Below are 22758 nucleotides of genomic sequence, written 5' to 3'. Positions count from 1 at the left end.
TTGAGCGAGCAGATGTCGCATGTTTGATGTCAGTTTCACTGAACTGATGGTGATCGGCGTCATTGCGCTGATCGTCATCGGGCCCGAACGGCTGCCGAAGGTTGCGCGCACCGTAGGGCACCTGCTCGGCCGCGCGCAACGTTACGTCAGCGACGTCAAAAGCGACATCCAGCGCGAAATCGAACTCGACGAACTGCGCAAGTTCAAGTCTGAAATGGACGAAGCCGCCGACAGCATGCAAAGCTCGCTGCGCGACACCGAGAGTTCGCTGCGCAGCGGCCTGAACGACACAGCCCGCGAAGCCAGGCAAGCGGTGGCCGGCGAACCCCCGGCCTCGCCCGCGGCGGTCGACACCGCGGCGGTCGGCACCGCGGCGGTCGACACCGCGGCACCCGCGCCAAGCTCTGCCCCCGACCGGCTCCCAGACCCTGCAGCGGGCAGCCCGGCCCCTGCCGACCAACCGAAAACCGGTACCACGCCGTGACCCAGCAAGCCAAGCAAGACGGGCTGGACCAGGAACAGCCACAAGAAACCTTCATCTCGCACCTGGTCGAACTGCGCAGCCGCCTCATGAAGGCCGTCCTGGCGGTCATTGCCGTCTTCGTGGTGCTGTTCATCTACCCCGGCGCGTCGGCCATCTACGACGTGCTGGCCCAGCCCATGCTGGCATCTCTGCCCGAAGGCACGCGCATGATCGCCACCGGCGTCATCACGCCCTTCATGGTGCCGGTAAAAGTCACCCTGATGGCCGCCTTCGTCGTAGCGCTGCCGGTGGTGCTATACCAGGCCTGGGCCTTCGTGGCGCCAGGCCTGTACCGGCACGAAAAACGCCTGGCCATGCCGCTAATCGTATCCAGCACGTTGCTGTTCATGCTGGGCATGGCGTTCTGCTACTTCTTCGTTTTTCGCACGGTGTTCCATTTCATTGCGACCTTCGCGCCGCAATCCATCACGCCCGCGCCCGACATCGAAGCCTATCTCAGCTTCGTCATGACCATGTTCATGGCGTTCGGCATTACATTCGAAGTGCCGGTCGCGGTGGTGCTGCTGGTCAAGACAGGCATCGTCGAACTGCAGAAACTGCGCGCCGCGCGGGGCTATGTCGTGGTGGGCGCGTTCGTCATCGCCGCCATTGTCACGCCGCCCGACGTCGTCAGCCAGTTCATGCTGGCCGTGCCGCTTTGCCTGCTGTATGAAGTCGGGCTCATCTGCGCGCGCATGGTCACCCCCCGCAACACCGAAGACGATTCCGAAGACACGGCGGCCGACCTTACCCAGTCGCGCTGATACCCGGGCCGGCTTCGCGCCGGACCGTGATCAAACGCAATAAACCTGCGGCGCCGGCCTTGCCGGCCCGTCATGGCGGTCGGTACATTTTCCGGCATGACACTCGCACAGCGCCTGCGCGCCCAAATGCAGGGGCGTGGCATCAAAAGCCAGAACCAGCTCGCGCGCATCTCGGGGGTGCCGCAATCGTCCATTCATCGCATCCTGACGCGCGATGACACCTATGCGCCCACCCGCCATACGCTGCAACGCCTGGCCGCCGCACTCGGCACCACGGTGCCGTGGCTGGCCGACGGCGTCAACGTCGCCGCGCTGGCCGCTCGCCCGGCGCCCCACGACAACGCCGATGGCTACAGTGCCGAACTGCAGGCCCTGGTCGAAACCCTGCCGGTCGATGCGCGCAAGAAAGTACTGGCCGTGGTGCGGCTCATCGCCCAAGGCGCGGGCCCCGCAAGCACGCGGGGCGCGGCAGGCCGCCAACGCTAGCGGGGCCGTACCGGGCGTGTGCCCACCGCCACATCCAGCTCGCGCTTCCGGCCGCCACGCAGCAGTTCCAAGGTGGCCTTCTCGCCGGGCGTCAGGCTGGCGATCAGCCTCAGCATTGCCACCGTATCGCGTACCGGCGTGCCATTGACCCGCTGCACGATGTCGCCCACGCGCAGGCCCGCCTTGCCGGCGGGGCCGTCGCGCAACACGCCTGCGATCACCACACCTTGCGTATCGGCGGGCAAGCCGAAGGCCCGCGCCAGTTCAGGAGTGATGTCCTGCGGCTCGACGCCCAGCCAGCCGCGGCGCACCGAGCCGGTCTTGATGATGTCGTCCATGACTTTGCGCGCCGCGTCGATGGGAATCGCGAACCCGATACCCAGCGATCCGCCCGATTCCGAATAAATCGCCGTATTGATGCCCACCAGGTTCCCGTCGGCATCGATCAGCGCACCGCCGGAATTGCCCGGGTTGATCGCCGCGTCGGTCTGTATGAAGTTCTCGTAGGTATTGATGCCCAGGCCGTTGCGCCCCAGCGCCGAAACGATGCCCTGGGTGGTGGTCTGGCCCACGCCGAACGGATTGCCTATGGCCAGGACCACATCGCCCACTCGCAGGCTGCGGTCGGGGCCCAAGGCGGCCACGGGCAGCGGCCGCAAGTCCAGCTTCAGGACGGCCAGGTCGGTATCCGGATCGGCCCCCACCAGTCTTGCCGCGCCGCGCCGCCCATCGGCCAGCGCCACTTCGATGGCATCGGCCGCCTCGACCACGTGATAGTTGGTCAGCACGTAGCCCTGGTCGCTGACGATCACGCCCGAACCCAGGCTCGTGGATGATTCGCGCCGGCTCAGGCCCGGCACCTGGCCGAACAACTGCCGCAGCATCGGGTCGTCCGGCAACGGCACCAGTGGAACATTGACGTGCTTGGACGTGAACACGTTGACAACCGCGGGCGCCGCTTTCGCGACGGCCGCCGCATAAGATGCCGCACCGGGCAGGGCCTGCGTGCGCGGCGGCGCGGCGGGCGCAGGCGTGGCCGGCTCCGAAAGCCGCAGCCAGTCGGGGCGCAACGTGGTCACCACGAATAAAATGGCCAGACACACCGTGACGGTCTGAGCAAATATCAGCCAATAGCGACGCATGATCCTGACAAGGTAGGCAATGAAAACAATCGACACCCGCGAGCTGGCGGACTGGCTTGACGCCTCGCTGCAAGCCTCGCGATTCAAGGATTACTGTCCCAACGGCCTGCAAGTAGAAGGCAAGCCACGCGTAGGCCACATTATCACCGGCGTTACCGCGTCCGAGGCCCTGCTGCGCGCAGCCATCCAACGCGGCGCCGATGCCGTGCTGGTGCACCACGGCTGGTTCTGGAAGAACGAAGATCCGCGCGTGCGCGGCCCCCGGCGCACCCGGCTGGCGCTGGCGCTGCACCACGACCTGAATCTTTTCGCCTACCACCTGCCGCTGGACGCGCATCCCCAGTGGGGCAACAACGCGCAGCTGGCGCGCGTGCTTGGCCTGATGCCCGATTGCGACACCACCGGCGCGCCGCTGACCTGCGGCCCGGACAACCTGATCTGGCTGGGCACCGCGCCGGGCCTGCCGGACCTGCAGGCGCTGTCGCAGCGCGTGCAACAGCGCCTGGGGCGCGCGCCGCTGGTCATTGGCGAGCCGGACCGGGCGCTCAAGCGCATCGCCTGGTGCACCGGCGCCGCCCAGGGCATGCTGGACGATGCCGTCCACGCCGGCGCAGACGCCTACATTACGGGCGAAGCATCCGAGCCCACCGTGCACCTGGCCCGGGAAACCGGCACGGCCTTCATCGGTGCCGGCCACCACGCCACCGAACGCTATGGCGTGCGGGCCCTGGGCGAAGCCATCGCTCGGCAATTCGGCATACGCGTCGAATTCGTCGACATCGACAACCCGGTATAGGGCCCGCGCCGCGCGCGCCGGCCCCGGTTACTTCCTGAGCAGGTCGCGGATTTCGCGCAGCACCACCAGGTCTTCGGGCGGGGCCGCGGGCGCCGCCGGCGCCGCTTCTTCCTTGCGGCGGGCCGAGTTCACGGCCTTGACGATGATGAACACCACCAACGCCAGAAGGATGAAATTGATAAGAATGGTAAGGAAATTACCCCATGCCAGCACCGTCGCGCCGGCCGCGGTAAGGTCGGCGTAGGTCATGGGGCCCGTATAGCCGTCGGGCATGGACAGCACCAGGAACTTGTTGGAAAAATCGACCGAACCGCCCAGAATGAAGTTCACCACGGGCATGATGAGGTCTTTCACAACCGAATCCACGATCTTGCCGAACGCCGCGCCGATGATCACGCCAACCGCGAGATCCATAGCGTTGCCTTTGACAGCGAAATCGCGGAATTCCTTGAGGAAACCTGATGCTTTGCTCATGAGTGCTCCTTACGTCGTTCGTCAATGATGGGCAGGGCGCTATAATACGCGGTTGCTATGTTGTTACATATCTCCGCAAATCGGATGCAGCAAGCCTGATGCTACGGGAGTGCGGGCGCATCAACAAGGATAGGAAGATGAGTCAGGATACGCTGGTGCATGACGAAGACGGTGCGGTTGATCCCAACCTCCCGCCAGATCCTTCGCGCCGTTTCTGGGTAACCACCGCCTGTGCGGTAGGCGGTGTCGCCGGTGTGGCGACCGCCGTTCCGTTTGTTAGCACCTTCGCCCCATCTGAAAAGGCGCGTGCCGCCGGGGCCCCGGTCGAAGTCGAGGTCGCCGACCTGGCCCCCGGCCAGATGCGCACGGTCGAATGGCGCGGCAAACCGGTCTGGATCATGCGTCGCTCGGAAGAACAGCTGGCGGGCATCAAGGAACAGGACCCCTACGTGGCCGATCCCAATTCCGACCGCCCCGGCTATACCCCCGAATACGCCAAGAACGAATTCCGGTCGCGCAAGCCCGACCTGTTCGTTTGCGTGGGCATCTGCACCCATCTGGGCTGCTCGCCCACCGCTGACTTCGAAGCCGGCCCCGGCCCTGGCCTGCCGGCGTCCTGGGAAGGCGGCTTCTTCTGCCCCTGCCACGGCTCCACCTTCGACCTCGCCGGTCGCGTGTACAAAAACAAGCCCGCGCCCGACAACCTCGAAGTTCCGCCGTACCAATACCTGAGCGACACCCGCATCATCGTCGGGGTTGACGAAGACAACAAGGCCTGACGCGCGCACCGCGTCACCTTTCCCCCGACCTAAGCAAAAAACGCTTCGTATTAGAAGGAGCCATGATGGCTGGCGAAAAAACCGTCGAGACAACAGGCCTCTTGGGCTGGCTGGACCGGCGCTTTCCGGTGACCTCCACCTGGAAGGCGCACCTGTCCGAGTACTACGCACCCAAGAATTTCAATTTCTGGTACTTTTTCGGCTCCCTGGCGCTGCTGGTGCTGGTGATCCAGATCGTCACCGGCATCTTCCTCGTCATGCACTACAAGCCCGACGCCGAACGCGCGTTCCTGTCGGTCGAGTACATCATGCGTGAAGTGCCGTGGGGCTGGCTGGTGCGCTACATGCACTCCACCGGCGCGTCCATGTTCTTCGTGGTGGTCTACCTGCACATGCTGCGCGGGCTGTTCTACGGCTCGTACCGCAAGCCCCGCGAACTGGTCTGGATCTTCGGCGTGGCCATTTTCCTGTGCCTGATGGGCGAAGCGTTCTTCGGCTACCTGCTGCCCTGGGGCCAGATGTCGTACTGGGGCGCCCAGGTCATCGTCAACCTGTTCTCGGCCATCCCCTTCATCGGCCCCGAGCTGTCCATCTGGATCCGCGGCGACTACGTCGTATCCGATGCCACGCTCAACCGCTTCTTTGCCTTCCACGTCATCGCCATTCCGCTGGTGCTGATCGGCCTGGTGGTCGCGCACATCGTGGCGCTGCACGAAGTCGGTTCCAACAACCCCGACGGCGTCGAAATCAAGCAAGGCCCCAAAGACAAGCGCGGCAACCCCGCCGACGGCATCCCGTTCCATCCGTTCTACACGGTGCACGACATCGTGGGCGTGGCGGGCTTCCTGATCGTCTTCGCGGCCATCGTGTTCTTCGCCCCCGAAATGGGCGGGTACTTCCTGGAATACAACAACTTCATTCCGGCCGACCCGCTCAAGACGCCGCCGCACATCGCGCCGGTGTGGTACTTCACGCCGTTCTACTCCATGCTGCGTGCCACCACCGCCGAGTTCACCTGGGTGCTGGCCGGCGCCGCAGTCATCGGCGCCATCGCGCTGCTGGTCAAGAGCAACCTGAAGGGCTTCCTGCGCATCGCCATTCCCGGCGTGCTGATCATCACCGCCGTCCTGCTGCGCGTCATCGACGCCAAGTTCTGGGGCGTGGTGGCCATGGGCGGCGCGGTGGTCATCCTGTTCTTCCTGCCCTGGCTCGACCATTCGCCCGTCAAGTCGATCCGCTATCGTCCCACGTGGCACAAGTGGCTCTACGGCATCTTCATCGTCAACTTCCTGGTGCTGGGCTTCCTGGGCACGCAGGCGCCCACGGACGTGTACAACCTCATGTCGCAGGTCGGTACGCTGATCTATCTGGGCTTCTTCTTCCTGATGCCCGTCTGGAGCCGCCTGGGTACGTTCAAGCCGGTCCCCGACCGCGTAACGTTCCATGCCCATTGAGCCACGTACCCATAACGGAATGACCATGATCAAGAAGCTGATTGGTGCCGTCGCATTCACGCTTGCATGTACGGCCACGTACGCCGCCGAAAGCGGCTACCCCCTGGACAAGGCGCCCGACCGCATCAACGACATCGCCGCCCTGCAAAACGGCGCGAAGCTGTTCGTCAACCACTGCCTGAACTGTCATAGCGCATCGGCCATGCGCTACAACAAGCTGCAGGACATCGGCCTGACCGACGAACAGATCCGCGACAACCTGCTGTTCACCGGCCAGAAAGTCGGCGACCTGATGACCATCGCCATGCAGCCGGCCGACGCCAAGCGCTGGTTCGGTACCGTGCCGCCCGACCTGTCCGTCATCGCGCGCGCCAAGTCGATCAACGCCGGCCCCACGGGCGCCGACTACATCTATACGTACCTGCGCACGTTCTACCGCGACACGGCCGTTCCCACGGGCTGGAACAACCTTGTGTTCCCCAGCGTCGGCATGCCGCACGTAATGTGGCAAGACCAGGGCCCGCGTGAACTCACCACCGTGGCCATGCACCAGGTCGAAAAAGATGGCGCCCGCAGCTGGGAACGCGTCACCACCACCTACGACGCCCAGGGCTATGCCACCGTCAAGGCCGAACCGGTCGCCAACTACCGCGGCCACGCGTCGGTCGAAGCCAAGTTCAAGAGCCTCGACCCGGCGCAGGCTGCCGCCTACGACAACGACGTAGCCGACCTCACGGCGTTCCTGGCCTGGATGGCAGAGCCCCAGCAACAGTTCCGCAAGCAACTGGGCGTGTGGGTGTTGCTGTTCCTGGGCCTGTTCCTGGTCGTCGCCTGGCGCCTGAACGCCTCTTTCTGGAAACACGTGCGCTGATTAATCCGCCCTGCCAGGTTGCCGCCCCCCGGGGCGGCAACACCAACCCGATAGGGCGGCACGTCTGTTCCACCCTGGCAATCGGGGCCAGCGTTTGCTAGATTAGCAGCGCTGGCCTTTCGCTTTTCATACAAGGACTTACCGCCATGATGGTGCTCTATTCCGGAACCACCTGCCCCTTTTCGCAACGCTGCCGCTTTGTGTTGTTCGAAAAAGGCATGGACTTCGAAATCCGCGATATCGACCTGTACAACAAGCCGGAAGATATCTCGGTAATGAATCCGTACGGTCAGGTGCCCATCCTGGTCGAGCGCGATCTCGTACTGTACGAGTCGAACATCATCAACGAATACATCGATGAGCGCTTCCCGCATCCGCAATTGATGCCCGCCGACCCGGTGATGCGTGCGCGCACCCGCCTGTTCCTGTACAACTTCGAAAAAGAGCTTTTCGTCCACGTCTCCACGCTGGAAGACCGCAGCGCCAAGCCCGACGAAAAGAAGCTCGCCACCGCGCGCCAGAGCATCCGCGACCGCCTGGCCCAGCTGGCCCCGCTGCTCTTGAAGAACAAGTACATGCTGGGCGAAGAGTTCTCCATGCTGGACGTCGCCGTGGCCCCGCTGCTGTGGCGCCTGGACCACTACGGCATCGAGCTGCCCAAGAACGCCGCACCGCTGCAAAAGTATGCCGAACGCATCTTCTCGCGTCCTGCGTACATCGAAGCGCTCACGCCGTCCGAAAAAGTCATGCGTCGCTAAGCGCCAAAGGTTGTGCATATGGGTGAAACTTCCACCAAACCGTATCTGCTGCGAGCACTGCACGAATGGTGCACCGATAACGGCTACACGCCGTACATCACCGTGCAGGTCGACGAGCACACGCTGGTGCCGCTAGCCCATGTACGCGACGGCCAGATCACGCTCAACGTGGGCACGCTGGCCACCAACAAGCTGGTGCTGGGCAACGAATTCATCGAATTCCAGGCCCGCTTCAGCGGCGTTACCGAAAACGTGTCGGTGCCGGTGTCCGCGGTCAGCGCCATCTATGCACGCGAAACCGGCGCCGGCATGGGCTTCGAAGTCCAGCCCTACGAGCCGCCTCAGCGCGACGAAAGCAGCGCCGATGCGCCCGACCACGGCGCCGGCGCCGACTCGCCGCCCGACACCCCCTCGGATGGCGGCGACGGCGAGTCCAAGCGTCCGCACCTGACTATCGTCAAATAGTCGGCGCGGCGCGGCACGCCCGCTTTTTTCTTTACAATACTGTCCTTTCGCCCGCCGGGTTCTTCCGGCGGCGCATCCGCCGGTGTAGCTCAGTTGGTAGAGCAGCTCACTTGTAATGAGAAGGTCGAGGGTTCGATTCCTTTCACCGGCACCACTGCTTCGTCGCGGGCCGCGGCCTATTTCTTCTGCTGCTGCAGGCTTTGTTTCAGCCCCGTTTGTTCGGCGGCAATCCGCGATGCGTTCAGCTTTGTGGCTATCACCTGCGTAAACTCACTGGGCGAGTTCCCGGTGGGAATGAATCCCATCGACTCGAACTTCGTTCCCAACGCGGGATCTTTCAGCGCCTCTTGCACTGCGGCATTGATTTCGGCCTTGAGTGACTCGGGCATACCCTTGGGCGCAACCACCCCGTAGAAGAATGTGCTCTCCAGGCCCGGGATGCCTTCGGATAACGTCTGTACGTCTGGTAGACCCGGCCAGCGTTGGGCCGACCCTACCGCGAGAACGCGCACCCCGCTGCTTTTGATAAACGGCAGGGCCGCGCCCAGCGGGAGCACCAGCACATCGCTGTGGCCGGCCACCACATCGGTAAGGGCGGGGCCGGTGCCCGGGTAGCCGATGATGGCATTCTTGATCCCCGCCGCTCGTTCGATGCGCAGACTGTCCAGGTGCATGCCCCCGCCCGACACCACTGCGAAGTTCAATTTGCTCGGGTGCTGCTTGGCGTATGACACGAACTCACTGAATGTGGTCGCTGGCACCTTGGGGTTCACCACCAGCACGGTGCCGCCTGCCGCCAGTTGGCTGATGTGGTCGAAGTCTTTTACCAGGTCGTAATCCAGATCGTCCCGAACTGCCGCATTGCCGATATCGGAATCGGTCCAGATGCCCAAGGTATAGCCGTCGGGCGGTGCGCTTTTCAGATCTCTGATGCCCAGTACGCCGGTACCCCCCGGGCGGTTCCTGACGATGACTTGCTGGCCCCATTTGCGTGACAGCACGTCTGCAACACTGCGCGCCACGATGTCGGTGCCGCCGCCCGGCGCGTATCCCACGATGAAGGTGACAGGGCGCGTAGGAAAGTCGCTGGCGTGTGCGGCGGGACTGAGCAACAGCAACGCTGACCAGATACCTACTGACAGGCTGGTTAGGATTTTCATTTTGATTCCCTCCTCAGGGTGGCAGGCAACCCCATCCGCCTTGTGCGCGACGTAATTGAGGCCGTGAGCCCACTATACAAAAGAACAACATATATGCAAAGAGAATATTTGTCTTCTATATAAGACGTATTCAACTGCGTAATCGAGTATTTTTCCGGTCTTCACGAGGGACCACGCCGACTGTGCGGGAAATATCGGCACCACCGCCCAAGAAGCGCTGGCCATCTGTTTTCTATCGCGAACGATAAGAATCTATTGCAAACACTAGATGTGTCAACTACCATTACCGGAACGTCATCCAGGCGTTCCGGCGTCCAATACTCCGCGCCATGTGTGGGAGCCATCAGTCGGAACGCGACCCTGATATCAGGAGAAGACATGCCCCACGACCACCCGGTTATGCCCACCGGTTCAGCTCCGCACGAATCTGTCGACGTTCTAGTCGTGGGTGCGGGGTTCGGCGGCCTTTACGCCATCTACCGGATGCGGGCCCTCGGGCTGCGCGTCAGATGTATCGAAGCTGCTGACGGCGTAGGCGGCACCTGGTACTGGAACCGTTATCCCGGCGCCCGATGCGATGTCGAAAGCCTGGACTATTCCTACTCGTTCTCCGACGAACTCCAACAAGAATGGTGCTGGTCCCACCGCTACGCCGAACAGCCGGAGATATTGGCCTACCTTAACCACGTCGCCGACCGGTTTGAACTGCGGCCCCATATCCGTTTTGAAACGCGGGTAACGGCCATGCACTACGACGCCACGGGTGGCAGCTGGACCGTGCAAACTGATCGTGGGCCGTGGGTTCGGGCGCGTTATTGCATTATGGCGAGCGGCAACCTGTCAGCGCCGCGGATCCCGGATATCAAGGGTGTCGAGCGCTTCAAGGGCGAATGGCACCATTCGGCCCGCTGGCCGAAAGCAGGCGTGGATTTCGCCGGCAAGCGTGTCGCCCTGATCGGAACCGGGGCGACGGGTGTGCAGATGCTGCCCAAGATCGCGCCGCACGCAAGTATGGTTACCGTCTTCCAGCGCACGGCGAATTTCAGCGTGCCGGCGCGCAATTACCCCATGCCGCCTGAAGAAGAACGGCAGCAGAAGGCGAACTATCCCGCCCTGCGCAAGGCGGCGCGCCTGCAGAATTCCGGGATGTCGCGCGTGCCGATACCGGTCATGTCTGCGCTTGATCTATCCGAGCAAGAGCGTCTGCGTGTGTATGAGCAACTGTGGCAAAAGGGCGGCAGCGCTCGGATGATGGGCGCATTTACCGACCTGATGCGTAACGAAGCAGCAAACGAGACGCTGGCGTCATTCGTGCGCGCCAAGATACACGCCATTGTGAAAGATCCGCTCAAGCGTGAGATTCTCACGCCGCGCGATCATCCCATCGGGTCCCGGCGCCTCTGTGTGGACACGGACTACTACGAGACGTTTAATCGCGCCAATGTGGCCCTGGTGGACGCCCGCCGCACGCCTATCACGGAAATCACGGAGCGCGGCGTGCGCACCACCGATGCCGAGTATGTGGTGGACATCATCGCCTTCGCCACCGGGTTTGACGCCATGACCGGCGCGCTCAGCGAAATACTGATAACCGGCCGGGACGGCGTCCGCCTGCGCGACAAATGGGCATCTGGCCCGGCCAACTACCTGGGCTTGATGGTACATGGCTTTCCGAACCTGTTTGTGCTTACCGGCCCCGGCAGCCCGTCGGTAAAGGCCAACATGGTTACGGCGATCGAACAGCACATTGAATGGATTGCCGGCTGCCTGGTGTATCTCGACCAACACGACATAGCTACCATCGAACCCACCGCCCAGGCCGAGGATGATTGGGTGCAGCACGTCAACGACGTGGCCAACGGCACGCTGTTCCCGCGGGCGACCAATTCATGGTACGTGGGCGCCAATATTCCCGGCAAGCCGCGCGTGTTCATGCCTTATGTGGGCGGCATGCCCGCATACATCAAGGTCTGCGAAGACGTAGCGGCACACGGGTACCGCGGGTTCCATCTGCAAAAGGCTACCTGCCTGGCTGCACAACTTTCCTGAAGGAACTGTCTATGAACGCGCGCCACGTGCTCGTAGTCGGCGGTGCGTCGGGCATCGGCCTGGAAGCTGCACGCCATTTCGTGGCGCAAGGCGCCGCCGCCACGATTATCGACGTCGACGCCACGAAACTGCAGCAGGTTGAACACGCCCTGACCAGCGCCGGCGGCCGCGCGCTGGCGCTAGCCGCTGACGTACGGAACCGCGCCAGCGTAGATCACGCATTCGCGGGCGGGGCGGCACGGCATGGGCATATCGACGCGCTGATATATACCGCAGGGGTGCTGCTGCCCGCCACGCTTGCCGACATGACCGAAGCCGCCTACGACCTGACATTCGACGTAAACGCCAAGGGATTCTGGCACTGCACCCAGGCCGGGCTTGCGCATTTTGCACCACACGGAGGCGCTATCGTCGGCGTGTCCTCGTCGTCGGGGCTACGCCCAAAGGCCGGCAACGGAGCCTATGCCGCGTCGAAGGTCGCAATGCAATTCCTTGCCCGCACATTGGCCCTGGAGCTCGCAGCCCGCCAGATCCGCGTCAACTGCGTGTGTCCCAGCATGCTCAAGACGCCGCTGACGGAAAAGCTGCGGGCAGATGCCTCGCACGGAGCGTTCCAGCTTACAGCCACCACCCCGATGGGGCGTATCTGCACCGAGAAGGACGTCGTAGAGGCCATCGCATTCCTGTGTTCCCCGCAGGCGAGCTTCATTACCGGCACGGCGATCCCCGTGGACGGCGGCGCCACGGCCGGGGCGCCGCTGCGCCCGTGATAACGCCCGCGCCTACGGATTCGCCTCGCGACGGGGGATAGGCCTAAGGTATTATGAGTCCCGCCTGGAGTACGCTGGTTCTCTGGAAAAGACGAAATACTTGGCGTGGCGCGACACGCCATCCTGAGGGATGAATTCATTTTGGCTACAAAGCACGAAGTCGAGAGCGTAACCCTGCCGGAGCGCGTCGCCGAGGCAGGGCCGGAAGACACATCCGGCCGCACGGTAGGCAAACCGGTAGGCGCGATTATTTCCGGACTGGCCGTATTGCGCGCCCTGCATCACGCGCAACGCCCCCTGCGGGCCAGCGAAGTCGCCAGGCAGACCGGCCTGCACCGCGGTACCGCTTTCAATATTCTGCGCACCTTCCAACGTGAAGGCATGGTGGCTTACAACGAGCTCGACCAGACCTACAGCATCGGCGTCATGATGCTCGAACTGGCGCATGGCGTGTTGCGCACCAGCGGGCTGCTGGATGTCATCAGGCCCGAAATGTTCTCACTGGCTGAGCGCGTCGGCGTCACCGTGGCCTTGGCAAAGGTCGAGAAAAGCTATGACCTGGTGCTGCTGGATTTCGTGGGCGGCGGTTTCCGGGTCGACAGCTACTTCAGCGTAGGCCGCCGCTCTCGCCGATTTTCCGGCGCGTCGGGCCTGGTCATGGCTGCGTTCTCAGGCGCCCAGGACGAGTTCATCGAGCAAGAGTTCGAACATACTGAATGGTTCCGTCGGCCCAGTTTCGAGGAATATCGGGAACGCATGCTCGCCACGCGAGCCCGCGGCTTTGCGCTCGACCAGGGGAACCGGCGCAGCGGGCTGACGCAGATCGCCGTTCCGATCTTCTCGCAGCAAGGCCCGCTGGCCCTGGTGCTGACTGCGGCGAATTTCAGCTACACCATGAACGAACAGAAGATCACCGAAGTCGCCGAAGCGATGCTGGCGTTTGCAGACCGCATCTCGCCGGAACTGGGCCGTCTACGACTCGATTGAAAATTCACCGGGCAGCATTCCCCGGGGGCCGGTGCGGCGGCACACCCACACGCGCCAAGCGCCCGGCGCCCGGCGCTCGCGCGTTACCAGCGCCCTGGAGGCTCGGGCAGATCCAGCGCGCTGCGCAGGGCGGCGCACAGCAGCTGAAACTCGGCTTCTACCGCGTCGCTGAACCGGCGCGCGCGCATGAATCCGTGGATCATGCCTTTGCCCACGCGCAACTGCACCGGAACGTGCGCCGCACGTAATTTCTCTGCATAGCGGATGCCATCGTCCAGCAGTGGGTCGTGGTCAGCCAGCAGCAAGTAGGCCGGCGCAAGCGCGGCATGGCTGGCTGCGCGCATCGGCAGGGCGTAGCCATCGGTGTACGCCCCTGCCGACGGCAGGAAAGCTGCAAACGACGCCTTCATTGCGTCGCGGGTAAGAAAGGCGTCGTTGGTATTGTTCAGATAGCTGGGGGTATCGAAATCGGCGTCCAGCGTCGGATAAACCAGGGCTTGCATCCGCAGCCTGGGGCCGTTGCGGTCACGCGCCAACAAGGCGCACGCCGCCGCGAGATTGCCGCCCGCGCTATCGCCTGCTACCGCGATGCGGTGAGGGTCGATACCCAGCAGGTCGGCTTCGCGAGCCGCCCAGCACAAGGCTTCGTAGGAATCTTCAGTGGGTGCGGGATATGGGTTTTCGGGCGCGCGCCGATAGTGCACGCTGATCACCTGGGCGCCGGTATTGCATGCCAGGCTGGCGGTGATGAAGTCGTGCCCCTGCGGACTGCCCGCCATGAAACTACCGCCATGCAGGAATACGATTGCCGGCAGCGGCAGCTGCGAGCGGGGGCGATACACCCGCACAAGCAATTCTCGGCCCGGCAATACGATATATGTATCGCTGACTTCCAGCCACGCGGGGTAAGGTTCGTTGACCAACGCGGCGGCGCGATCGGCTCGCAGGCGCCGTTGCGTCAGCGTCAGCGCACCCAGGTCGGCCATATTGCCCAATGCCCCGCGCGCGCGCTCAACGTACTCCTGAATACCCGGATCGTAAGCCATCGTGGACCGCCCCGCCGCAATCATGAGAGAAGGGTCACTATACCAAGCCCGCATCAGGTACAGATCCCCGCCAGCCGCCACTTGCGGCGTATACGACAACGGAGCAGGCCACTCCGCCCGCTGGGCAAAGCGCGCCTACAGCGTCTGCCAGATCATGTGCACGCTGACCACTGTCATCACGATCTTGAAGCCCAGCCGGAAGGTGGATTCAGGCAGGTTGTCGAGCAGGCGCGTGCCCACCCAGGTTCCGGCCACGCCGCTGGCGATCATGGCGGCGATCAGCGGCGCCCACTGGGCATAGGCAAAGCCCAGCGTACCGAATGCCAGGATCTTCAGGCCATGCTGGATCACCATGCACGCCGCATGCGTGGCGACCAGGGGCTGCTTGACCAGGCCGGTGCCAGCCAGCAACGCGGCCACGAACGGGCCGGTGGCGCCCACCAGCATCGAGCCGAAGCTGGAAATCGCGCCGCCCACGACAAAATAAGGCTTGCCGTGGCGTTGCGCCCGGGCGTCAGGCTTTTTGCGGTATACCGACCATAGGATGAACAAGGCCAGCAGCCACTTGGCCAATGCGTCGGGAATATTCACCACCACCGATGCGCCCAGTGCAATGCCCACGATGCTGCCCAGCGAAAACCACAGCAGCACCGGCAGCACCAAGTGGCGGCGCTGGATGATGACGCGCCCACCGTTCGAACCCATTTGCACGACGCCGTGCACAGGCAGGACGCTGGTCACCGGCAACCCCAGGCTCAGCACCGCCAGCATGGCAACGCCACCGCCCAGTCCCATCGCCGCGGTCAGGGCCGACGTAAGAAAGCTGGTAACCACCAGCACGGCGGCGAATACATGGCTGATTTCGGCGGGCACGAAGGGCATGGCGGGGTCTCGGGTAACCGGCGGCAAGTGTAGCGCGCCGGTTCGGGCGCCGGCGCCCGTGGCCCCGGCGGCAGTGCCATGCTCAACGCGGGCGCGGCATCGCGGCGGTGGCCGCGCCCCGCCTGGCGCCTGCCCGCGCAAACACCAGCACGTTGCCCAACATGACCAGCGCCAGCCCGGCCGCTGCCGCGAGCGTCCACTGGTAGCCTTCGGCCACGCTGGAAATGCTCAGCGCCACCACCGGGAACAGCACGGTGCAATAGCCGGCGCGTGCAGGGCCCAGGCGCCCGACCAGGGTCAGGTAGGCGGTGAACGCCACGATAGAACCGAACAGCGACAGGTACAGCAGGGCGCCTACATACGTGGGCGACGGGTCGAAATCGAAAGGCTGGCCCGTGATGACACAACCGGCCAGCAGCACCAGCGACCCGTACAACATACTGTAGGCATTGCCCGTAAGAGGGCCGATTCCCGCACGCTGCTGCGCCGACGACAGCATGTTGCCGGTGGAAAAGCACAGTGTGCCCAGCAACGCCAGCCCCAGGCCCAGCAGGGTTTCGTGGCTGGCCTGCTGGCCGGCCACTTCCGGCCAGAACAGCAACAGCAGGCCCGCCAGGCCGAATACGCCGCCCAGCACCACGCGCGACGTGATGCGGGTGCCGAACCACAGGCGCGCGTTCAGCGCGTTCCAGATCGTCGACGCCGAAAACACCACGGACACCAGGCCGCTGGAGATCCATACGGTGGCGCTATAGAAACACAGGAAGTTCAGGCAGAACAGGCACAGACCTTGCCCCAGGCACAGCAGGTGGCCGCGCCGGTCCAGGCGCTGCAGCCGCCCCAGCAGGATCAGCCCGGCCAGCATCAGCACCGAGGCCAGCGCGAACCGGTAGAACACCGACACGGGTATGGCCACCACGCCCAGCTGCAGCTTGATGGCGATCCAGGTGCTGCCCCAGATCAGTACGGTAAGCAGGTAGAGAAACAGGTTCACGATAGCTTTGCGGCAGTAAAAATGGCCGGCCTCGTGCGCAGTCTAGACGCGAGCGCCACGGCGCGATTGCCGGTTCTTGCGGTTTTTGAAGAAGCGGCGCGCGGGCGCGCGCACACACGCGCCAAGCTGGCGTACGATAAAGACGCCATGAGCCAGACCGCCTCGGCGCCCGCCGACTTCGCCCTGTTCCACACGCTGCGCAACGCGCGGGTGCAGCTCGTGCGCGCCGCCTCGCTGGGCGCCGGCCTGGCGGCGGCCCAATGGAACCGCGACCAGCGCGCCGGCCGGGCCCTCATCGACTACGACGCGCCCGGGCACCACACGCTTTCGCTGTATTTGCAGGGCGGCGACACCTGTTTCCGGCTGGGGCACCGCGACCGCCACGGCGGCGCGGGCAAGTTCTGCGTGCTGCCCGACCAGCACCATTCACGCTGGAGCATGAACGAAGAGGTGCGCTTCCTGCACCTGTACATAGCGCCGCAGCGGCTGGCGCGCGAGGCAGTGATGCGGCTGGACCGCGAGCCGCGCGAACTCGAACTGCACGATCGCACCTACATACGCGACCCGTCGCTCGCGCAGGCCTGCCGTGCGCTGCTTGCCACCGACTGGAACGTGCCGGCACAGCGGCTGGCAGCCAGCAGCGCCGCCGAAAGCGTGCTGCATCACCTGCTGGACCAGAACACCGGGCGGGCCGCCAGCGCCACGGCTGCCCGCGGCGGCTTGGCCCCGGCGGTGCGGCGCCGCGTGCGCGACTACATCGATAGCCACCTGGCCGAGCCCCTGACGCTGGACGTGCTGGCGGGTGTGGCGGCGCTGTCCACCTATCATTTCGCGCGCATGTTCCATGCCTCGTTCGGCGAGCCGCCGCACTCATGGGTGCTGGGCCGCCGCCTGGCCCGCGCCCGCCTGCTGCTGGCCACCAGCAGCGACGACCTGGCCGGCATTGCCCAGGCATGCGGCTTCGGTAACGCCAGCCACCTGAGCCGAGCCTTTGCGCACGCCGTGGGGGCCACCCCGGGGCAGTACCGCGCTGCCCACCGGCCCGGACGCTAGTCCCGCATCCGGCCCCGGGGGGTCTACAATGGGCCATTGACCGTGACATACCGGGCGTTGCGCCCGACGTACCATGCCAATAGCCACTCCCTTCCACGAACAGGCCTATTCCGACAACCGCTTCTGGCGCAAGGCGACACGCCATGCGTCGGCCGCAGGCCGTCAGGTCGTGGAAAAAGCCCTCTGGCTGTACTACGCCGTACAGAACCCGGGCACGCCCAAATGGGCGCGGCGTGTCATTTATGGCGCCCTGGGCTACTTCGTGCTGCCGCTGGACGCCATTCCGGACCTGGCCCCCCTGGTGGGCTATACCGACGACCTCAGCGTCATGACTGCGGCGCTGGCCACGGTGGCCTTCTACATCAACGACGACGTCAAGCAGCAGGCCAGCCGCAAGCTGCAGGACTGGTTCGGCACGCCGCCCGCCGATTCGCGTCACGCCGGCTGAATGGCGACCCCAGCACCTGGCGCCGCGCCGGTGTCCAGGCAAGCCCAGGCGTGGCGGGCCCACTGGCTGGCAGAGATCATCCGCCTGCGCGAAGAACACTGGGGCCCGCTGGAAGACGCCGACGCGGTGCGGCAGGCCCGCAACGCGCCCGGCACGCTTGAAACCCGCATCCTGATGCGGGCGCGCCTGCTGGCGCAGCGCGAAGGGCACGACGGCCTGGCAGCACGCTGGCGGCAAGGGGCGGTATACAGCCTGCTGGGCCTGCTGGCGGCCGCCGTCATCGCGGGCGTGGCCTCGGCGGCCGGCGCGCTCGGCGATGGAAGCCGTCCCGTCAATGTACTGTGGGCCCTGGGGGCGTTGCTGGGCATCCATCTGCTGACCCTGGTGCTGTGGCTGGCCTCGTTCCTGCTGCCGCCCGGCGGCGCCACCGGGCTGGGCCGGCTGTGGCTGTGGGCCACCCGCAAGCTGGCGCGCGGCCCGGACGCCGCGCTGGTGCCCCAGGCGCTGCTGAACCTGCTTGGCCGGGCGGGGGCCCGGCGCTGGCTGTTCGGCGCCATCAGCCATGGGCTGTGGCTGGCCGCGCTGGCCGCGGCCCTGATCACCCTGCTGGCGCTGTTGTCTACCGCAAGCTATCGGTTCGTATGGGCCACCACGCTGCTGCAGCCCGACGCCTTTATTTTCCTGACGCGGGCATTGGGCTGGCTGCCGGCGCAGTTTGGCTTTGCCATGCCCTCGGCCGATGTCGTGCGCGCCAGCGACAACACCCAGGTGTTGCCCGCCGTGGCGCAGGCGCAATGGTCGATATGGTTGATTGGCGTGATTGCCATCTATGGCGTATTGCCGCGCCTGGTGGCCTGCACGCTGTGCCTGCTGCGCCTGCGCCAGGCCCGGCGCGGCCTGCGCATCGACGCCGCGCTGCCCGGCTACGCCGCCCTGCGAGACCGTCTGGTGCCGCCCGTGCAGTCCACCGGTATCGACCGTCCGGCCGATCCGCTGCATCAGCCGCGCGTGGCCGCCGGCAATATCGGCAATCTGGCAGACATGCCGGTGCTGGTGGGGCTGGAACTGCCGGCCGACGTTCCATGGCCGCCCGTCGGCTTGCCGCCCGGCGTGCAGGACGCGGGCAATCTCGATAGCCGCGAACAGCGCAACCGCCTGCTTGACGCGTTGGCGCACGCGGGCGCGCGGCGGCTGCTGATCGCCTGCGACGCCCGCCAGACTCCCGACCGCGGCACGCTCAACCTTATCGCCGCGCTGTCCGGAAAAGCCGGGCAGACGCGAGTCTGGCTGTACACCGCCGCCAGCGCATTGCCGCCGGCCGTCCAAGCGCGCCTGGACGTGTGGCGCGATCGCCTGGCCGCCTCGGGCATGACATCGCAAGCCATCGTGCGCGACACTGACGAACCGTTGCGCTGGCTGGAGACAGGCCATGACTGACGCCATGCTCCGAGTCGCCGTCGTCGGGCACACGAACACCGGCAAAACCTCGCTGTTGCGCACGCTGACGCGAGACGGCAGGTTCGGAGAAGTCGCCGACAGCCCCGGCACCACCCGCCACGTTGAAGGCGCGCGGCTGCAGCTCGATGGCAGGCCCGCGCTCGAATGGTTCGACACACCCGGCATGGAAGACAGCATCGCGCTGCTCGAATACCTGGAACGCCTGGACGAGCCTGGCACGCGCAGCGACGGGCCGGCGCGCATACGCCGCTTCCTGGATTCGCCCGAGGCGCATCGCCGCTACGAACAAGAAGCGCGTGTGCTGGCCAAGATGCTCGAGTGCGATGCCGCACTGTACGTCATCGACGCGCGCGATCCCGTGTTGAGCAAGCACCGCGACGAACTCGCGCTGCTGGCCGCCTGCGGACGGCCGCTGCTGCCGGTTCTGAATTTCGTCAACACGCCCGGCCACCGGGCCGATGAATGGCGCGACGCCATGGCGCGGCTCGGCCTGCATGCGGCCCTGGAATTCGACACCGTGGCGCCGCCGCTGGACGGCGACCGGCAGTTGTACGCCAAGCTCGCCGTGCTGCTGGATCGCCATGCGGCCACGCTGAACCGCCTTGCCGATGAACTGGCGCGCCAGCGCCGGGAACGCAGCCTGGCCGCCTGGGTGCTGGCCGCCGACCTGCTGGTCGATGTGGCCGCGCTTCGGCTGGCAAGCCCCGCCGACGACGCGGCGCTGCAGGCCCACGCCGCCACGCTGCGCGACCAGGTCCGCAAGCGCGAGCAGGCCTGCGTCGATGCGCTGCTCGCGCTGTATAACTTCCGCCGCAGCGATTATGCAGACGACACACTGCCGCTCGAAGGCACGCGCTGGGGCATGGACCTGTTCCATCCACAGGCCCTGAAAGACATGGGCATACAGCTGGGCACCGGCATGGCCGCCGGCGCCATGGCGGGCGCGGCGGTCGACCTGTTCAGCGCCGGGCTGAGCCTGGGCACCGGCATGCTGATCGGCGCAGCCGCGGGCGGGTTATGGCAAGGGGTAGAGCGCTTCGGGGGGCGCATCCTGGGCAGGTTGCGCGGCTACCGCGAGATCACGGTCGATGACGCGGTGCTGCGCCTGCTTGCCCTGCGGCAACGTCAGCTCGTCCATGCCCTGGAACGCCGCGGCCACGCTGCGCGCGATCCGCTGCGCCTGGGCCAGCCGGCCGACGCCCAGTGGCGGTCGGGCCGCCTGCCCGAGCCCCTGCGCGAAGCCCGCAGCCGTCCGCAATGGTCGGCCCTGGCCAAGGGCTACGAAGACGACGAGCGGCGCAAGCATGTGGTCGCCGAACTGGCCCGTATCCTGGCCGACGATGTGCCTGAAGGCCAGCCTGCCGCCGGCGCCCAAGGTTCGTAAGACGCGTCCTACATTGCTTTCCGGCAGTGTTTTTCACCGCCCGCAACCAAGTACTAACCCCAAGTCAAAACGATTGACGCTTAAATCACTGCCTCTATAAGATTCGATCTACATTGGGACGGTCATCCGCCCCAACGAGAATTACCGAGGTCGGCCAATCGTGAATCCGAAGTCCGCTGCAATGACCGCTACCCCCGCGCTCGCACAAGCGCGCGCGATCACGCGCCGTCAGCCGCAACACCTCGCATTGTCGTAAGCAGCACGCCGAGCCCCCGGCCTGGTCCAAAAGAAAAGGGGCGGGGGCCCTGTCACTTCTGTCGCGCGATCCCGCGCACTACACGGAGCAAGAAGGGCTATGCGTATCACACCATTCATCAAGAAATCGGCGCTGGCATTGGCGGTATGCGGTGTCATGCTGGTTGGCACGGCGCACGCCAAGACGCTGCGCTGGGCCTACCAGGGCGATGCCACGTCCATGGACCCCATGGCCCTGAACGAGACGTTCACGCTGGGCTTCCAGGGCAATATCTACGAAACGCTGGCGGGCTACGACGGCGACATGAAGCTGACGCCGCTGCTGGCAGAAAGCTGGGAAAACACCGAGCCCACCAAATGGGTGTTCAAGCTGCGCAAGGGCGTGAAGTTCCATGACGGATCGCCCTTTACGGCCGACGATGTGATCTTCTCGTGGAAGCGCAGCCTGACGCCCGGGTCGGACATGAAGGGCTATGGCGCCAAGGCGTCCGATATCAAGAAAATCGACGACCACACCATCGAAGTCACCACGCCGACGCCCAACCCCATTCTGCCGCGCGAGTGGACTTTCCTGTACATCATGAGCAAATCATGGTCAGAGAAGAACAACACCACCGAGGCCACCAACGTCAAGGGCGACAACCAGGGCAACTACGCCAATCTGCATGCCAACGGCACCGGCCCGTTCATGCTGGCCGAGCGGCAGCCCGATGTCAAAACCGTGCTCAAGCGTTTCGACGGATACTGGGACAAGAACATCAAGACCAATGTCGATGAAGTCGTGTTCCAGCCCATCTCGCAGGAAGCCACCCGCGTGGCGGCGCTGATCTCGGGCGAGATGGACATCGTGCAGCCGGTGCCGGTGCAGGACTGGCAGCGCCTGGAAGACGCGCCCGGCGTAAAGCCGCTTACCGAGCCCGAAGCGCGCGCCATTTTCATCGGCATGGACCAGCATCGCGACGAACTGCTGTTTTCGAACATCAAGGGCAAGAATCCGTTCAAGGACGCCCGCGTGCGCGAGGCCGTGGTGCTGGCGGTGGACATCGAGGCCATCAACAAGAAGATCATGCGCGACGCGGCCAAGCCGCTGGGTTCGCTGGTTGCCACCTCGGTCAACGGCTATGACGATTCCTACGGCACGCCCTACAAGCCCGACCCCGCCCGCGCCAAGAAGCTGCTGGCCGACGCAGGCTATCCCGACGGCTTTACCGTGACGCTCGACTGCCCCAACGACCGCTATGTCAATGACGAGAAGATCTGCCAGGCGGTTGCGGGCATGCTGGCGCGCGTAGGCATCAAGATCAATCTGCTGGCGCAGACCAAGTCCAAGTACTTCGGCAAGATCCTGCTGCAGGCGGGCAACGACACCAGCATGTACATGCTGGGCTGGACGCCAAGCTCGACCGACGCGCACAACGTGCTGTTGAATCTGGCCGCGTGCCGCGACAGCAAGACCGCAGCGGGGCAGTTCAACCTGGGCGGCTATTGCAATCCGAAGGTCGACGAACTTACCGCGAAGATCGGCGTGGAAACCGACCAGGCCAAGCGCAACGCGATGATCAAGGAAGCCTTCGAGATCGTACGCAACGACTACGGCTACCTGCCATTGCACCAGCAACCCATGTCGTGGGGCATCAAAGACAACCTGCAAGTCGTGCAGCGCGCCGATGACGTGCTGGACCTGCGCCACGTTGTCATGCCCTGATGCGGCTGCGCATCCCGGAGCAGGAAGCGCTGCGCGCTTCCTTTCATGACGTTCA

Annotated in this window: 23 protein-coding genes and 1 tRNA gene; 18 read left to right on the top strand and 6 right to left on the bottom strand. The window is 64.8% G+C overall.

What is annotated here, in order from left to right:
• Positions 1 to 19: 19 nt before the first annotated feature.
• The 3 genes from tatB to CAL19_RS19195 all read left to right on the top strand — a co-directional run bounded on the left by tatB (position 20) and on the right by CAL19_RS19195 (position 1773).
• The gene (gene tatB, locus CAL19_RS19205; protein WP_094797686.1) at positions 20 to 484 is read left to right on the top strand and encodes a Sec-independent protein translocase protein TatB; all 465 of its coding nucleotides are present in this window, start codon (positions 20 to 22) and stop codon (positions 482 to 484) included.
• 23 nt (positions 485 to 507) lie between these two features.
• Positions 508 to 1287 (top strand): twin-arginine translocase subunit TatC, encoded by a 780-nt coding sequence (tatC, locus tag CAL19_RS19200; RefSeq protein ID WP_432759172.1) that lies wholly within the window; start codon positions 508 to 510, stop codon positions 1285 to 1287.
• A gap of 96 nt (positions 1288 to 1383) precedes the next feature.
• Entirely contained in the window at positions 1384 to 1773 is a 390-nt protein-coding gene (locus CAL19_RS19195) for a helix-turn-helix domain-containing protein (RefSeq protein WP_026639249.1), read from the top strand.
• On the opposite strand, the gene CAL19_RS19190 is transcribed toward CAL19_RS19195, so the two are convergent.
• Positions 1770 to 2915 (bottom strand): S1C family serine protease, encoded by a 1146-nt coding sequence (locus tag CAL19_RS19190; protein ID WP_094797684.1) that lies wholly within the window; start codon positions 2913 to 2915, stop codon positions 1770 to 1772. The genes CAL19_RS19195 and CAL19_RS19190 overlap by 4 nt on opposite strands.
• Positions 2916 to 2934: 19 nt before the next feature.
• Between CAL19_RS19190 and CAL19_RS19185 the strand changes: the two genes are divergently transcribed.
• Positions 2935 to 3711: a Nif3-like dinuclear metal center hexameric protein gene (locus CAL19_RS19185; protein ID WP_094797683.1), complete on the top strand. Its 777-nt coding sequence runs from the start codon at positions 2935 to 2937 to the stop codon at positions 3709 to 3711.
• Positions 3712 to 3738: 27 nt separating this feature from the next.
• On the opposite strand, the gene mscL is transcribed toward CAL19_RS19185, so the two are convergent.
• Positions 3739 to 4185 (bottom strand): large conductance mechanosensitive channel protein MscL, encoded by a 447-nt coding sequence (gene mscL / locus CAL19_RS19180; RefSeq protein ID WP_026639252.1) that lies wholly within the window; start codon positions 4183 to 4185, stop codon positions 3739 to 3741.
• A 137-nt stretch (positions 4186 to 4322) separates the two neighbouring features.
• Between mscL and petA the strand changes: the two genes are divergently transcribed.
• The 6 genes from petA (at position 4323) to CAL19_RS19150 (ending at position 8666) form a co-directional block, all read left to right on the top strand.
• Positions 4323 to 4964, top strand: a complete 642-nt coding sequence (gene petA / locus CAL19_RS19175; RefSeq protein WP_026639253.1) for a ubiquinol-cytochrome c reductase iron-sulfur subunit — start codon at positions 4323 to 4325, stop codon at positions 4962 to 4964.
• A 65-nt stretch (positions 4965 to 5029) separates the two neighbouring features.
• Positions 5030 to 6418 (top strand): cytochrome b, encoded by a 1389-nt coding sequence (locus CAL19_RS19170; RefSeq protein WP_094797682.1) that lies wholly within the window; start codon positions 5030 to 5032, stop codon positions 6416 to 6418.
• A gap of 19 nt (positions 6419 to 6437) precedes the next feature.
• Positions 6438 to 7289: a cytochrome c1 gene (locus CAL19_RS19165; RefSeq protein WP_026639255.1), complete on the top strand. Its 852-nt coding sequence runs from the start codon at positions 6438 to 6440 to the stop codon at positions 7287 to 7289.
• Between the two features lie 146 nt (positions 7290 to 7435).
• The gene (locus CAL19_RS19160) at positions 7436 to 8047 is read left to right on the top strand and encodes a glutathione S-transferase N-terminal domain-containing protein (protein WP_026639256.1); all 612 of its coding nucleotides are present in this window, start codon (positions 7436 to 7438) and stop codon (positions 8045 to 8047) included.
• An 18-nt stretch (positions 8048 to 8065) separates the two neighbouring features.
• The gene (locus CAL19_RS19155) at positions 8066 to 8512 is read left to right on the top strand and encodes a ClpXP protease specificity-enhancing factor (RefSeq protein ID WP_094797681.1); all 447 of its coding nucleotides are present in this window, start codon (positions 8066 to 8068) and stop codon (positions 8510 to 8512) included.
• Between the two features lie 78 nt (positions 8513 to 8590).
• A tRNA-Thr gene (locus CAL19_RS19150) sits at positions 8591 to 8666 on the top strand.
• Between the two features lie 22 nt (positions 8667 to 8688).
• On the opposite strand, the gene CAL19_RS19145 is transcribed toward CAL19_RS19150, so the two are convergent.
• Positions 8689 to 9672 carry a Bug family tripartite tricarboxylate transporter substrate binding protein gene (locus tag CAL19_RS19145; protein WP_094797680.1) on the bottom strand — a complete coding sequence of 328 codons (984 nt, stop codon included), beginning with the start codon at positions 9670 to 9672 and terminating at the stop codon, positions 8689 to 8691.
• A 378-nt stretch (positions 9673 to 10050) separates the two neighbouring features.
• Between CAL19_RS19145 and CAL19_RS19140 the strand changes: the two genes are divergently transcribed.
• From CAL19_RS19140 to CAL19_RS19130, 3 genes are all read left to right on the top strand, one after another.
• Positions 10051 to 11721, top strand: a complete 1671-nt coding sequence (locus CAL19_RS19140; protein ID WP_094797679.1) for a flavin-containing monooxygenase — start codon at positions 10051 to 10053, stop codon at positions 11719 to 11721.
• A gap of 11 nt (positions 11722 to 11732) precedes the next feature.
• The gene (locus CAL19_RS19135; RefSeq protein ID WP_094797678.1) at positions 11733 to 12491 is read left to right on the top strand and encodes an SDR family NAD(P)-dependent oxidoreductase; all 759 of its coding nucleotides are present in this window, start codon (positions 11733 to 11735) and stop codon (positions 12489 to 12491) included.
• Between the two features lie 141 nt (positions 12492 to 12632).
• Positions 12633 to 13478 carry an IclR family transcriptional regulator gene (locus CAL19_RS19130; RefSeq protein WP_141214400.1) on the top strand — a complete coding sequence of 282 codons (846 nt, stop codon included), beginning with the start codon at positions 12633 to 12635 and terminating at the stop codon, positions 13476 to 13478.
• Between the two features lie 83 nt (positions 13479 to 13561).
• On the opposite strand, the gene CAL19_RS19125 is transcribed toward CAL19_RS19130, so the two are convergent.
• The 3 genes from CAL19_RS19125 to CAL19_RS19115 form a co-directional block, all read right to left on the bottom strand.
• Entirely contained in the window at positions 13562 to 14524 is a 963-nt protein-coding gene (locus CAL19_RS19125) for an alpha/beta hydrolase (protein ID WP_094797677.1), read from the bottom strand.
• 135 nt (positions 14525 to 14659) lie between these two features.
• Complete coding sequence (locus tag CAL19_RS19120; RefSeq protein WP_026639262.1) at positions 14660 to 15406, bottom strand: sulfite exporter TauE/SafE family protein; 747 nt, start codon at positions 15404 to 15406, stop codon at positions 14660 to 14662.
• 82 nt (positions 15407 to 15488) lie between these two features.
• Positions 15489 to 16400 (bottom strand): DMT family transporter, encoded by a 912-nt coding sequence (locus CAL19_RS19115; RefSeq protein WP_094797676.1) that lies wholly within the window; start codon positions 16398 to 16400, stop codon positions 15489 to 15491.
• 147 nt (positions 16401 to 16547) lie between these two features.
• Between CAL19_RS19115 and CAL19_RS19110 the strand changes: the two genes are divergently transcribed.
• The 5 genes from CAL19_RS19110 to CAL19_RS19090 all read left to right on the top strand — a co-directional run bounded on the left by CAL19_RS19110 (position 16548) and on the right by CAL19_RS19090 (position 22703).
• Positions 16548 to 17453: an AraC family transcriptional regulator gene (locus CAL19_RS19110; protein WP_026639264.1), complete on the top strand. Its 906-nt coding sequence runs from the start codon at positions 16548 to 16550 to the stop codon at positions 17451 to 17453.
• A gap of 73 nt (positions 17454 to 17526) precedes the next feature.
• Positions 17527 to 17901 carry a YkvA family protein gene (locus CAL19_RS19105; protein WP_094797675.1) on the top strand — a complete coding sequence of 125 codons (375 nt, stop codon included), beginning with the start codon at positions 17527 to 17529 and terminating at the stop codon, positions 17899 to 17901.
• Positions 17902 to 19338 carry a DUF2868 domain-containing protein gene (locus tag CAL19_RS19100; protein ID WP_094797674.1) on the top strand — a complete coding sequence of 479 codons (1437 nt, stop codon included), beginning with the start codon at positions 17902 to 17904 and terminating at the stop codon, positions 19336 to 19338. It begins immediately after the preceding gene.
• Complete coding sequence (locus tag CAL19_RS19095; RefSeq protein ID WP_026639267.1) at positions 19331 to 20743, top strand: GTPase/DUF3482 domain-containing protein; 1413 nt, start codon at positions 19331 to 19333, stop codon at positions 20741 to 20743. The genes CAL19_RS19100 and CAL19_RS19095 overlap by 8 nt, the downstream gene beginning before the upstream one ends.
• A gap of 355 nt (positions 20744 to 21098) precedes the next feature.
• Positions 21099 to 22703: an ABC transporter substrate-binding protein gene (locus tag CAL19_RS19090; protein WP_026639268.1), complete on the top strand. Its 1605-nt coding sequence runs from the start codon at positions 21099 to 21101 to the stop codon at positions 22701 to 22703.
• Positions 22704 to 22758 lie beyond the last annotated feature (55 nt).

It is taken from the genome of Bordetella genomosp. 7 (assembly GCF_002261265.1).
Lineage (GTDB): Bacteria > Pseudomonadota > Gammaproteobacteria > Burkholderiales > Burkholderiaceae_B > Bordetella_A.
Note: the sequence above shows the minus strand (reverse complement) of the source record. Positions and strands in the feature narration are given on the sequence as shown.